The sequence below is a fragment of the Streptomyces adelaidensis genome, assembly GCF_016598475.1.
Lineage (GTDB): Bacteria > Actinomycetota > Actinomycetes > Streptomycetales > Streptomycetaceae > Streptomyces > Streptomyces adelaidensis.
The window spans coordinates 91,703-103,590 of record NZ_JAEMUX010000002.1 but is presented as its reverse complement, the minus strand read 5'-3'; the positions used below and the strand labels follow the sequence as shown (position 1 = coordinate 103,590).

Sequence of the window (11,888 nt, the reverse complement as noted above, 5' to 3'; positions counted from 1 at the left end):
GCTCACGCTCCCGCGGCGACGAGGAGGGCGGCGACCACCAGGACGACGGTGCCGGCGAGCAGCGCGCTCACATAGGTCTGCACATTGCCGGTCTGGGCCCGGCGTACGGCCGTGCCCAGCAGGCGGGGCAGGGCGCCCGCGCCGTGTACGTAGGTGTCGACGACCTCGCGGTCGAGGAACCGGACGAGACGCGCGCCGGCCTGGACCGGGCGGACGAAGAGCGCCGTGTAGACGGCGTCGAGGTGGAAGCCGGCGGCGGCGTGGCGGTGCAGCGGGCCGAGCAGGAGGCGGCCCGGGTCCGCCGGGTCGGGTGCCGAGGCCACGTCTCCGTAGGCGGGCTCGTGGCTGGCGATGGCCTCCGCCTCGACCGTGGCCGCGTCCGCCTCGGGGTGGGCCGCGACGGCTCCGAGGGGGGTGCGGGCGGCTGCCGCCGTGGTGTGCCGCCAGGCCGCGTAGGTCAGGAGTCCGCCGGCCAGGGCGACGCCCGTGCCGAGGACCGATGTGGTGAGGGTGGGGGCCAGGTCGTCGCCGTCGAACCAGTCGGGGAGCCTGCCGTAGGCGAGCCCGCCGAGGGCCAGGGAGGGCGCGGCGAGCACCCACAGCACCACCGTCATGGTGCGCGGTTGGCGGCCGTGGTCGGGGGCTTCGGCGCCCTTGCCCCGAAAGGCGAGCAGCCACAGGCGGGTGGCGTACGCGGCGGTGAGCAGGGCCGTGAGGACGCCGGCGACAAGGACGGTCCAGCCCGCGGCGCCGGGGATGTGCTCGGCGTGGCCGGTGGCGGCGTGTTCGGCGGCTCCGAGGACGGACTCCTTGGAGAAGAAGCCGCTGAAGGGCGGGATCGCGGCGAGGGCGAGGAGGGCCACGGTCATCGTCCAGTAGGCGTCGGGGACGCGGGCGCGCAGGTCGCCCATGCGGGACATGGCGGCCAGGGAGTTGGTGCCGGCGGCGTGGATGATCACGCCGGCCGCGAGGAACAGCAGTGCCTTGAAGGCACCGTGGGAGAGGAGGTGGAAGACGGCGGCACCGCGGTCGCCGACGGCGAGGGCGCCGGTCATGTAGCCGAGCTGGCCGATCGTCGAGTAGGCGAGGACGCGTTTGATGTCGTCCTGGGCCAGGGCGGCGAGGGCCGAGCCGGTCATCGTGACGGCGGCCATGACGGCGAGGACGACGAGTGCGGCGGCGGAGGCCTGGAAGACGGGGAGGAGCCGGGCGACGAAGTAGACACCGGCGGCGACCATTGTCGCGGCGTGGATCAGCGCGGAGACGGGCGTCGGGCCGGCCATCGCGTCGGGGAGCCAGGTGTGCAGCGGGAACTGCGCCGACTTGCCCGCCACCCCGGCGAGGAGCAGCAGGGCGATCAGCGTCGGATGGTCGAGGCCGCCGCTCGCGACGGTGTCGAGGATCTTCGTGATCCGGAAGGACCCGGCGTCGGTGGCGAGCGCGAACAGGCCGATCAGGAAGGGGACATCGCCAAGCTTGGTGACCAGGAAGGCCTTGAGGGAGGCGGCGCGGGCCTCCGGGGTCTCCCAGTAGTGGCCGACCAGGAAGTACGAGCAGATGCCCATGATCTCCCAGCCGACCAGGAGCACCATCAGGTCGCCGGAGTAGACGACGAGCAGCATCGCGGAGGTGAAGAGGGAGACGAGAGCGGCGTACGAGGGGTAGCGCGGGTCGTCGCGCAGATAGCCCGTCGAGTAGATCTGCACGCAGGTCGCGACCAGGCCGACCAGGACGGCGACGAGGGCGGCGAAGCCGTCGATGTGCAGGGCGAGTTCGACGGGGACCGAGCCGGTCGGGGTCAGTTGGGTGGCCGCGTCGACGGCTTCGTCGCCGCCCTGGCGTACGGCGACCAGCACGGCCAGGGCGAAGGCGGTGAGGGGCGGGAGTACGGCGAGGGGGCGGACGAAGCCGGGGGCCGTGCGGCCCAGGAGCAGGCCGGCGGCGGCGCCGAGGAACGGGAGGAGGGGGACGAGGACGGCGAGGGTGGTCGTGGTCACGCGGTGGCCTCAGCCTTCTCCGTCTGTTCGGCCGGGTCGGTGGCGCCGGTGGCCTCGTCGGGGCCCTCGGGGCCGTCGGTCTCGTGACCCTCGGCGGTGTCTCGGAGCTTGTCGATGTCCGCGGTGCCCCGGTTGCGGTGGACGGCGAGGACGATCGCCAGGCCGATGCCGATCTCGGCGGCGGCGATGGTGATGGTGAACAGGGTCAGGGCCTGGCCGGAGTGCAGGGTCTCGTCGGCGGCCTTGCTGAGCCAGACGTCGAAGGCGACGAGGTTGAGGTTGACGGCGTTGAGCATCAGCTCGACGGACATCAGGACGAGGATCGCGTTGCGGCGGGCGAGGACTCCGTACAGGCCCGTGCAGAAGAGGAGGGAGGAGAGCACGACGGGATAGGCGAGGTGCATCAGGGGTTGCCTCCCTTGGCCGCCTTGGCTTCCTTGGTCGGCTTGCCTTCCTTGGTCGGCTCGGGTGGGCCGGTCGGCTCGGGAGGGCCGGTCGGCTCGGGAGGGCCGGTCGGCTCGGGAGGGCCGGTCGGCTTGGCCGGGTCGGCGGTCGCCTTGGCCTTGCGGGAGAGGACGATCGCGCCGACGAGGGCGGCGAGGAGAAGGACGGAGAGGGCCTCGAAGGGGAGGACCCAGTGCTGGAAGAGGCTTTCGCCGGTGGCCTTGGTGGAGCCGGCGGCGGGGCCGTCGAGGTCGATCCAGGTGGTGCGGAAGGCGTCGACGACGACCCAGACGAGGGCGGCGGCCGAGGCGACGGCCACGGTGAGGGCGGCCCAGCTGTTGCCGGAGTCGGCGTCCGGGGAGCGGCCGATGGGGGCCTTGGTGAGCATCAGGCCGAAGAGGAGGAGGACGACGACGGAACCGACGTAGATGAGGACCTGCACCCAGGCGATGAACTCGGCGGTGAGCAGGAGGTACTCGATGGCGATCCCGCCGAGGGCCACCACCAGCCAGAGCGCGGCGTGCACGAGCTGGCGGGTGGTGACGGTGACGATCGCGGCGCCGAAGGTGACCAGGCCGACGAGGAGGAAGGCGATCTCGACGCCGGTCGGGGAGAGGAAGCCTTGCTGTGCTTGGGCGAGGAAGCCGTGGGGTGCCTGGGCGAGGGTCACGACTCTCCTGCCTGGGGTTCGTTCGGCTCGGCCGGGGTCGCCTGGTCCGCTGGGTCTGCTTGGTTCGCCTCGGCTGCCTCGGCTGCCTGAGCTGCTTGGGTGGCGGCCAGCTTCTCGGCGGTCTTGCGGGCGGCGGCGAGTTCCTTGGGTTCCTCGGCGGCGGGGTCGAGGGCGGGTGGGGAGGGGACCGTCCACATCCACTCGCGGAGTTTGTCGCGCTCGTGGGTGAGCTCGTGGATGTCGGTCTCGGCGTACTCGAACTCCGGGGACCAGAAGAGGGCGTCGAAGGGGCAGACCTCGATGCAGATGCCGCAGTACATGCAGAGGGAGAAGTCGATGGCGAAGCGGTCGAGGACGTTGCGGCTGCGCTCCCGGCCGCCGGGGGCCGCGGGCGGGACCGTCTCCTTGTGGGAGTCGATGTAGATGCACCAGTCCGGGCACTCGCGGGCGCACAGCATGCAGACCGTGCAGTTCTCCTCGAAGAGGCCGATGACGCCGCGGGTGCGGGGCGGGAGTTCGGGTTGGACGTCCGGGTACTGCTCGGTGACGGTCTTCCTCGTCATCGTGCGGAGGGTGACGGCCAGGCCTTTGGCGAGACCACTGCCGGGGATGGGGGCCATGGTTACTGGATCACCACCTTGACGATGCCGGTGAGGGCGATCTGGGCGAGGGAGAGGGGGACGAGGAGGGTCCAGGAGAGCTTCTGGAGCTGGTCCTCACGCATGCGGGGGTAGGTGACGCGGAGCCAGATCACGACGAAGGCGAGGACGGCCGTCTTCAGAAGGGTCCAGACCCAGCCGAGGCCGTCGGCACCCCACGGGCCGTGCCAGCCGCCCAGGAAGAGGACGGTGGTCAGGCCGCACAGGACGACGATTCCGGCGTACTCGGCGAGGAGGAACAGGGCGAAGCGGAGGCCGGTGTACTCGGTGTAGGCGCCGAAGATGATCTCCGAGTCGGCGACGGGCATGTCGAAGGGCGGGCGCTGGAGTTCGGCGAGGCCGGCGACGAAGAAGACGATCGCGCCGACGATCTGCCAGGGGAGCCACCACCACTGGAAGGCGTCGAGGATGCCGACGAGGGAGACCGTGCCGGCCGCCATCGCCACGGAGGCCGCCGTCAGGAGCATCGGGAGTTCGTACGCGAGGAGCTGGGCCGCGGTGCGCAGGCCGCCGAGGAGGGAGAACTTGTTGGCGGACGCCCAGCCGGCCATGAGTGATCCGAGGACGCCGACTCCCATCACGGCGAGTACGAAGAAGATGCCCGCGTCGATGACCTCGCCGACGGCGCCCTCGCCCGGGCCGACGGGGATCGCGAGGAGGACGAGGAGGTACGGGAGGAGGGCGACGGCGGGGGCGAGTTGGAAGATACGGCGGTCCGCGCCCGCCGGGACGACGTCTTCCTTCTGCGCGAACTTCACGCCGTCCGCGACGAGTTGGGCCCAGCCGTGGAAGCCGCCGGCGTACATGGGGCCAAGGCGGCCCTGCATGTGGGCCATCACCTTGTGTTCGGTCTGGCCGATGATCAAGGGGAGGGTCAGGAAGACGACGAAGACGATGAGGAGTCGCAGGGCGACGTCCAGGGCGTCGTTCACTGCGGGCCTCCTGTGGGGGGTTGGGGGGTGGGGGATTCGGGGGCGAGGGGGTCGTCGCCGGGCGTTTCGTCTTCGGGGACGGCACCGGCATCGGCTTCGGTGTCGGTGGCTGGGATTTCGGGGGTGGGGGTGTCGGGGGTGGGGGTGTCGGGGGTGGGGGTTTCGGGGGTGTGCTCCGGCTCGGGGGGTGGTGCGGGGGTGGGGGCGGATTCGGGAGCCGGTACGGAGTCCGGCTTCGGGGCGGGTTCGGCCTTCGGCTCGGCCTGCGGCTTCCTCACGGGTTCAGCCTCCGGCTCCGGCTTCGGGGCGGGTTCGGCCTTCGGCTCGGGCTTCGGCTTCGGCGCGGGTTCAGCCTCCGGCTCCGGCTCGGGCTCGGGCTCCGGCTTCGGCTCCGGCTCCGGCTTCGGCTCGTCGAAGGCCGGGCGGGCGTGGTGCCAGGGGGCGTCCGCGCTGCGTGGGGCGGGACGGGGCTGTGTGGAGGGGTCGCCGGTGCCGGGCGTTTCGGCGGGGGTGGCGCGCCGGCTTGCCGAGCCTGCCGACGCGCTGCGGGTGCGGCGAGGGCCGGTGGGAGGGGTGCGCTCGGGCCGAGCGGTTCGCTCGGCGGGGGCCGACTGCTGCCCGGGCGTGGCGGACTGTTCCTCGTGCGTGCCCTGCTCGCCGGGAGTGGGCTGCTCTTCGGCGGCCGCCTCTGCCCCGGCGGTGGTCTGGGCTTCGGGGGCTGTGGGCTCGGTCGGCAACGGCTCGGTCCGAGGCTGGTCCGGTTGTGTGGCTGAGCCCTCGCTCGCGGTGTCGGCTCGGCGCGGGGTCGCGGGGTCAGTCGTCGGGTCGGGCGCCGAACCGGCTGCCGCCTTGCTGGCGGAGCCCTCGGCCGCCGTACGGGCACGACGCGGTGTTGTCGAGGTCGCCGTCTCGGGTGCCGAACGGGCGGGGCCCGACGCCGCCGGAGTACCCGGTGCGTCGGCCGCTGTGCCGCCTGTCGCCTGACTCGTCGAACCTTCCGCCACCGGGCTGCCCGGCGCATCGACCGAACCAGCCGTCGGCTGACTCGCTGCCGCCTCGGCCGCCGAATCGCCTGCTGTCCGACTGGTCGAGCCCTCCGCTTCCGTACGAGCCCGGCGCGGTGCTGTCGGCGCCGCCGTCTCGGGTGCCGTCCCAGCCACAGCCTGGCTCGCCGAGCCCTCCGCTGCCGTACGGGCGCGGCGCGGCGTTGTCGGGGGGGCCGGGCTTGTTGAGGCCTCTGTCGTTGAGGGGGTTCGGCGGGGTGGGCGGTCGCCGGTTGGGCGGGCGGCGGGGGGTCGGGTTGGGCGGGTGGGGGCTGGGGGGAGTTGGCCCTTGAGGGGGCCCCATTCGTTGGGGTCGGGGACGCCGGGGGGAAGGATTTGGCGGCGTTTGGGGGCGCCGTGTTCGGACTCGCCGGGTTCCTTGGCGCCGGGCCAGGCCTTGGCCACGCGGGCGGCGAGGACGAAGTCCTTGCGGAGGGGGTGGCCCTCGAAGGTCTCGGGGAGGAGGAGGTGGTCCAGGGCGGGGTGGCCCTCGAAGCGGACGCCGAACATTTCGTGGGTCTCGCGTTCGTGCCAGGCCGCGCCGGCGTAGATGTCGACCGCGGTGGGCAGGACCGGGGACTCGTGCGGGACCGTCGTGCGCAGGAGGAGGCGTCGGACGGGGGCGAGGGCGACCACGTGGGCCGAGACACGGAAGCCTGTGCCCGGTTCGTCGACCGCGCTCAGCCAGTCGAAGTAGGTGCAGCCCAGGGTGGTGCGGGCCGTGCGCAAAGCCTCGGTCCAGGATGCGGACGGAACGTCCACCGTGAGGACGGCGTACGACTCCTCGGCCGTGGCCTCGGGGCCGAAGAGTTCCTCGGCGGGGGCGGGCAGCCAGCCGGTCATCCGTCGTCCTTCCCGGGCCCGGCACCGGCACCGGCACCTGTCGGCGTCGGCGGCTTCACCAGGTCGCTCTGCAGGGCCGTCGTCGACGGGCGGGCCGGCGACGGGCCGTACCGGTCCGCCAGTGACTCGCGGGCGATCTTCTCCTGGAGTTTGAGGATGCCCTGGAGGAGGGCTTCGGGGCGGGGCGGGCAGCCGGGGACGTAGACGTCGACGGGGATGATCTGGTCGACGCCCTTGGTGACCGAGTAGGAGTCCCAGTAGGGGCCGCCGCAGTTGGAGCAGGCGCCGAAGGAGATGACGTATTTAGGTTCCGGCATCTGCTCGTACAGGCGTTTCACCGCCGGGGCCATCTTGTCCGTGACCGTGCCGGAGACCACCATCAGGTCGGCCTGGCGCGGGCCCGGTGCGAAGGGGATCACGCCGAGGCGGATGAAGTCGTGGCGGGCCATGGACGCGGCGATGAACTCGATCGCGCAGCAGGCGAGGCCGAAGTTGAAGACCCAGAGGGAGTAGCGGCGGCCCCAGTTGAGGATCACCTTCATCGGCTCGGGGGCGAGGCGGGCGAGGGCGCCCAGCCGTTTCGGCTCCGGGAGCAGCACCGGTTCAGGGATCGACGGGGTCGATGGGTTCGACGGGGTCGAGGAGGTCGAGGAGGTCGACGGGGTCGAGGAGGTCGAGGAGGTCGACGGGGTCGAGGAGGTCGAGGAGGTCGACGGGGTCGATGGGGTCACGTCCATGTCAGGACGCCCTTCTTGTATGCGTACAGCAGGCCCACGGCCAGGAAGCCCAGGAAGATGAACATCTCCACGAGGGTGGTGGCGCCGTAGCCGTCGTCGGCGAAGACCGTCGCCCAGGGGAAGAGGAAGATCGAGTCGATGGCGAAGATGACGTAGAGGAAGGCGTAGACGTAGTAGCGGACCTGGGTGTGGGCCCAGCCTTCGCCGACGGGGTCTACGCCGCACTCGTACGTCAGGAGCTTCTCGCGGGTGGGGACGTCGGGGCGCAGCAGGCGTCCCGCGCCGAAGGCGACGGCGACGAAGAGCACGCCCACGGCGGCGAGCAGTCCGACCACCGAGTAGGACTGGAAGTAGTCCGCCGCTACGGCGACGGTCGGTTCCGGTAGGTCTTCCGGCACGTCCGTCCCTCGCTCCCTGGCCAGGCGATTCGTACGTACGCGATGGTGGACGTCGTACGTACTTCGCTGTTCGACGATCTGTACGCACGGGAGTCTAGGCCCTGCTAAATAGACCGTAAGCAGCCCGTCACAGCTCGGCACGGCAGGGACCCGGGGCCGCCGTGCCCGGGGCCGGGGTCGGGTGGGGTTTTCCCCAGGGTGGCGGGGCGGTCCGCCTCATGGCGCGGGGTGGGGGCGGGCGGGCAGGCTGGTGCGCATGACCGATCCTCTCTCCTCCCCGACCGGCTCCGGACGGCCGTACGGTCGTCCGCTGCCCTCCAGCCGTACGCCCTCCGAGCCGCTGCCGCCCGCGCGGTTCGCGTTCGAGGGGCAGACGTGGCGGGAGATCGCGCATCTGCTGATGAATCTGCCGTTGGCGCTGTTCGGGTTCGTGTACGTGACGACGGTGCTGTCCACGAGTGCCTTCCTGACGCTGACGGTGATCGGATTCCCGCTGCTCGCCGCCGCGCTGATGGGGGCCCGGCAGCTGGGGCGGCTGGAGCGGATACGGGCGCGGGCGCTGCTGCGGGTGCGGGTGGACGAGCCGAGTCCGCTGCCGTTCCGGTCGGGCCGGGCGGACGAGGGGTTCTTCACGCAGGTGTGGATGAGCGTGAAGGATCCGGTCGGCTGGCGTTCGATGCTGTACGAGCTGATCCGGCTGCCCTGGGGCATCACGACGTTCGTCATCACCCTCACGGGGTTGTTCGTGGCGTGGCCGGTGCTGCCGTACATCGTGCGGGGGCTGACGAACGTGGACCGGGTGATCGTGCGGGCCCTGCTGTCGCCCTCCGACGAACTGGAGCGGCGGATCGCGGAGTTGGAGTCCGACCGGGGGGTCGTCGTCGACACCGCGGCGGCCGATATGCGGCGGATCGAGCGGGATCTGCACGACGGGGCGCAGGCCCGGCTGGTGAACCTGGCGATGGGGCTCGGCCTCGCGAAGGAGAAGCTGCTGGAGGACCCGGACGCGGCCGCGTCGATGGTCGCGGAGGCGCACGGCGAGGTGAAGCTGGCGCTTCAGGAGCTGCGGGATCTGGCGCGGGGGATCCATCCGGCGGTGCTGACGGATCGGGGGCTGGACGCGGCGTTGTCGTCGGTCGCCGCGCGTTGTGTCGCGCCGGTGAAGGTGACCGTCGAACTGGCCGCGCGGCCGGCCGCCGCGATCGAGGGGATCGCGTACTTCACCGTTTCCGAGTTGCTGCAGAACATCAGTAAGCACAGTGGGGCGAAGGCGGCGGCGGTCGATGTCTGGCGGTCCGATGACCGGCTGCTGATCCAGGTCTGGGACGACGGGCGGGGTGGGGCGCGTCTCGATGGGGGGACCGGTATCGCGGGGCTCGCGGAGCGGCTCGGTGCGGTTGACGGGCTCTTCGTCATCGAGTCCCCGGTGGGGGGGCCGACCACGGTCACGGCGGAGTTGCCTTGGCGGGGTCGGTGAGGCTCTTCCGGGCTGGGCGCGCCCAGTAGCTCGGGGGTGCGGGCTTCTGTCGCGGGTGCCGCTACGTGGGGGCTGGTCCCGCAGTTCCCCGCGCCCCTTCAGCGGCTGCGCCGTCGGGGGCGGGGGGTGGGGAAAACCCCCGGGTTGAGAGGCCGACTTGCTCCATGGTTCGGGTGGGTGGGGGCGAGGAGGGTGGGGGTAGGGCACGTGGAGTGCGGGGCGAGTAGGGACGGGCGATGGTGATGGCCACGGAGTACGGGTACGGGCGTGGGTACGGCGGTTGGGACGGGAGCGGCGAGAGGCGGCGGTTGCCGGCCGGGCTGCGGGCGCCGTTGGAGGGGCGCAGCTGGCGGGAGTACGGCTATGTGCTGCTGAGTCTGCCGATGGCGATCCTGATGTTCACGTACGCCGTGACGATGGTGTCGGTCGGCGCGGGCCTGCTGATCACCTTCCTCGGGGTGCCGGTGCTGGCGGCGGGGCTGGCCGGGTGCCGGGGGCTCGGCGCGCTGGAGCGGGGGCGGGCCCGGGTGCTGCTCGGGGTGGAGGTGGACCGGCCGGAGCCGTTGCGGATGAAGGGGCGCGGGCCGATGGCGTGGATGGGCGCCGTGCTGCGGAGCGGGGCGTCGTGGCGGCATCTGCTGTACGCGTTCGTGCAGTTCCCCTGGGCCGTGTTCTCGTTCGTCGTGGCGGTGACCTTCTGGACGTACGGCTGGGCCCTGCTGACGTATCCGCTGTGGTTCTGGGTCTTCCCCGTGTGGGCCGGGCAGGACGGCTTGCAGCTGTACGGCGACGAGACGCACGCCGTGTACCTGAACAACCCGTTCGAGGTGACCGTGACCGCGCTGGTCGGGCTCCTGTTCACCATGGCCACGCCGTGGATCGTGCGGGCGCTGACGACGGTCGACCGGGTGCTGGTGGGCACGCTGCTGGGCCCGTCGCGGCTGGGGGCGCGGCTGGTCGAGCTGGAGTCCGACCGGGGGGTCGTGATCGACACGGCGGCCGCCGACCTGCGGCGTATCGAGCGTGATCTGCACGACGGGGCGCAGGCCCGCCTGGTGGCGCTGGCCATGGATCTGGGGCTGGCGAAGGAGAAGCTGACGGAGGACCCCCGGGCGGCGGCCCTGATGGTGGACTCGGCGCACGGGGAGGTCAAGACGGCGCTTCAGGAGCTGCGGGACCTCGCCCGGGGCATCCACCCGGCCGTGCTGACCGACCGGGGGCTCGACGCGGCGCTGTCGGCGATCGCCTCGCGGTGTGCGGTGCCGGTGGTGGTGGACGTGGATCTGCCGGCCCGGCCGGTGCCGGCGATCGAGGGGATCGCGTACTTCACGGTGTCCGAGCTGCTGCAGAACGTGAGCAAGCACGCGGGGGCCTCGCGGGCGACCGTGGATGTGTGGAGGGTGGAGGACCGGCTGATGCTCCAGGTCATCGATGACGGGGTGGGCGGTGCTGACACCTCGGCCGGGTCCGGGCTGGCGGGCCTCGCGGAGCGGATCGGGGCGGTCGACGGGATTCTGGTGGTCGACTCACCGGGCGGGGGGCCGACTCGGGTGACCGCGGAGTTGCCTTGGCGGGCGGTCTGAGAGGGCTGCGGGTTGGGGGGCCGGGGGGGTGGTTCGGTGGCTGGGCTGCGCCATCCTCAGTGGGGCGAAGGGGGTGTGTGGGTGCGGGTGCGGGTGGGTGTGGCTGGTCGCGCAGTTCCCCGCGCCCCTTCGGGGGCGCTGTTCCTCGGCCCTGGCCTTGAGGCCGCCGGGGCCCACCCCTGAACAACCCCACCCCCTCCCTGGGCCGTCCGTGCCCCTGTTTTCTCGTCTGCCCGGCGCCTTGGCGTCCCGTTGCTGGAATGCTGGTCCTGTTGTTGTGCGGGCCGGGGCGAAATGTGCCGGGCCGGGGGCGGACGGGCGGTAGCAGTGGGGGGACAGGGCGTGGAGGACAGGGTGCGGGTGGTCATCGCCGAGGATTCGGTGCTGTTGCGGGAGGGCCTGACGCGGCTGCTGACCGACCGGGGGCACGATGTCGTGGCGGGGGTCGGGGACGGGGACGCGCTGATCAAGACGATCGCGGACTTCGCGGCGCAGGACGACCTCCCGGACGTGGTCGTGGCGGACGTACGCATGCCGCCCACCCATACGGACGAAGGCGTGCGGGCGGCCGTGCTGCTGCGGAAACAGCATCCGGAGATCGGGGTGCTCGTGCTGTCGCAGTACGTGGAGGAGCGGTACGCCACCGAGCTGCTCGCGGGGTCCAGTCACGGCGTCGGGTATCTGCTGAAGGACCGGGTCGCCGAGGTGCGGGAGTTCGTCGACGCGGTGGTGCGGGTGGCCCGCGGGGGTACGGCGCTGGACCCCGAGGTGGTCGCGCAGCTGCTCGGGCGGAGCCGGAAGCAGGATGTGCTCGCGCGGCTCACCCCGAGGGAGCGGGAGGTGCTGGGGCTGATGGCGGAAGGGCGGACGAACTCGGCGATCGCGCGGCAGCTGGTGGTGAGCGACGGGGCGGTCGAGAAGCACGTCAGCAATATCTTCCTGAAACTCGGACTGTCCCCGAGCGACGGGGACCACCGCCGGGTGCTGGCGGTGCTCACCTACCTCAACTCGTGATCATCTGACACCGTGTCAGTAGGCTTCCGAGCCATTCCCCCTCGATCTCCACCCCACACTCCCATCCCACATCGGGTGAATCATGACAAGT

11 protein-coding genes are annotated in these 11,888 nt (G+C 71.9%); 3 read left to right on the top strand and 8 right to left on the bottom strand.

Annotated elements, in window-relative coordinates; translation table 11 throughout:
- Window positions 1-2: 2 nt before the first annotated feature.
- From I8N67_RS01385 to I8N67_RS01350, 8 genes are read right to left on the bottom strand one after another with little or no spacing between them, the layout of a single operon-like run.
- Window positions 3-1,997 carry an NADH-quinone oxidoreductase subunit 5 family protein gene (locus tag I8N67_RS01385; RefSeq protein ID WP_200300686.1) on the bottom strand — a complete coding sequence of 665 codons (1,995 nt, stop codon included), beginning with the start codon at window positions 1,995-1,997 and terminating at the stop codon, window positions 3-5.
- Window positions 1,994-2,401, bottom strand: a complete 408-nt coding sequence (gene nuoK / locus I8N67_RS01380; protein ID WP_200300685.1) for an NADH-quinone oxidoreductase subunit NuoK — start codon at window positions 2,399-2,401, stop codon at window positions 1,994-1,996. The genes I8N67_RS01385 and nuoK overlap by 4 nt, the downstream gene beginning before the upstream one ends.
- Window positions 2,401-3,111: an NADH-quinone oxidoreductase subunit J family protein gene (locus tag I8N67_RS01375; protein ID WP_200300684.1), complete on the bottom strand. Its 711-nt coding sequence runs from the start codon at window positions 3,109-3,111 to the stop codon at window positions 2,401-2,403. The genes nuoK and I8N67_RS01375 overlap by 1 nt, the downstream gene beginning before the upstream one ends.
- Window positions 3,108-3,731 carry a NuoI/complex I 23 kDa subunit family protein gene (locus I8N67_RS01370; protein WP_200300683.1) on the bottom strand — a complete coding sequence of 208 codons (624 nt, stop codon included), beginning with the start codon at window positions 3,729-3,731 and terminating at the stop codon, window positions 3,108-3,110. Before I8N67_RS01370 ends, I8N67_RS01375 begins: the two co-directional genes overlap by 4 nt.
- A gap of 2 nt (window positions 3,732-3,733) precedes the next feature.
- On the bottom strand, window positions 3,734-4,702 hold the full coding sequence (locus I8N67_RS01365; protein ID WP_200300682.1) for a complex I subunit 1/NuoH family protein: 969 nt from the start codon (window positions 4,700-4,702) through the stop codon (window positions 3,734-3,736).
- Window positions 4,699-6,588, bottom strand: a complete 1,890-nt coding sequence (locus I8N67_RS01360) for an NADH-quinone oxidoreductase subunit C (RefSeq protein WP_200300681.1) — start codon at window positions 6,586-6,588, stop codon at window positions 4,699-4,701. Before I8N67_RS01360 ends, I8N67_RS01365 begins: the two co-directional genes overlap by 4 nt.
- A complete protein-coding gene (locus I8N67_RS01355) occupies window positions 6,585-7,325 on the bottom strand; it encodes an NADH-quinone oxidoreductase subunit B (protein ID WP_234044747.1) in 741 nt (246 codons plus the stop codon). Before I8N67_RS01355 ends, I8N67_RS01360 begins: the two co-directional genes overlap by 4 nt.
- The gene (locus I8N67_RS01350) at window positions 7,316-7,723 is read right to left on the bottom strand and encodes an NADH-quinone oxidoreductase subunit A (RefSeq protein WP_307835118.1); all 408 of its coding nucleotides are present in this window, start codon (window positions 7,721-7,723) and stop codon (window positions 7,316-7,318) included. The genes I8N67_RS01355 and I8N67_RS01350 overlap by 10 nt, the downstream gene beginning before the upstream one ends.
- A 256-nt stretch (window positions 7,724-7,979) precedes the next feature.
- On the opposite strand from I8N67_RS01350, the gene I8N67_RS01345 reads away from it, so the two are divergent.
- From I8N67_RS01345 to I8N67_RS01335, 3 genes are all read left to right on the top strand, one after another.
- Window positions 7,980-9,200, top strand: a complete 1,221-nt coding sequence (locus I8N67_RS01345; RefSeq protein ID WP_200300680.1) for a sensor histidine kinase — start codon at window positions 7,980-7,982, stop codon at window positions 9,198-9,200.
- A gap of 242 nt (window positions 9,201-9,442) precedes the next feature.
- Entirely contained in the window at window positions 9,443-10,783 is a 1,341-nt protein-coding gene (locus I8N67_RS01340; RefSeq protein ID WP_200300779.1) for a sensor histidine kinase, read from the top strand.
- Window positions 10,784-11,137: 354 nt separating this feature from the next.
- Window positions 11,138-11,797, top strand: coding sequence for a LuxR C-terminal-related transcriptional regulator (locus I8N67_RS01335; RefSeq protein ID WP_307835121.1), 660 nt, complete (start codon window positions 11,138-11,140; stop codon window positions 11,795-11,797).
- Window positions 11,798-11,888 lie beyond the last annotated feature (91 nt).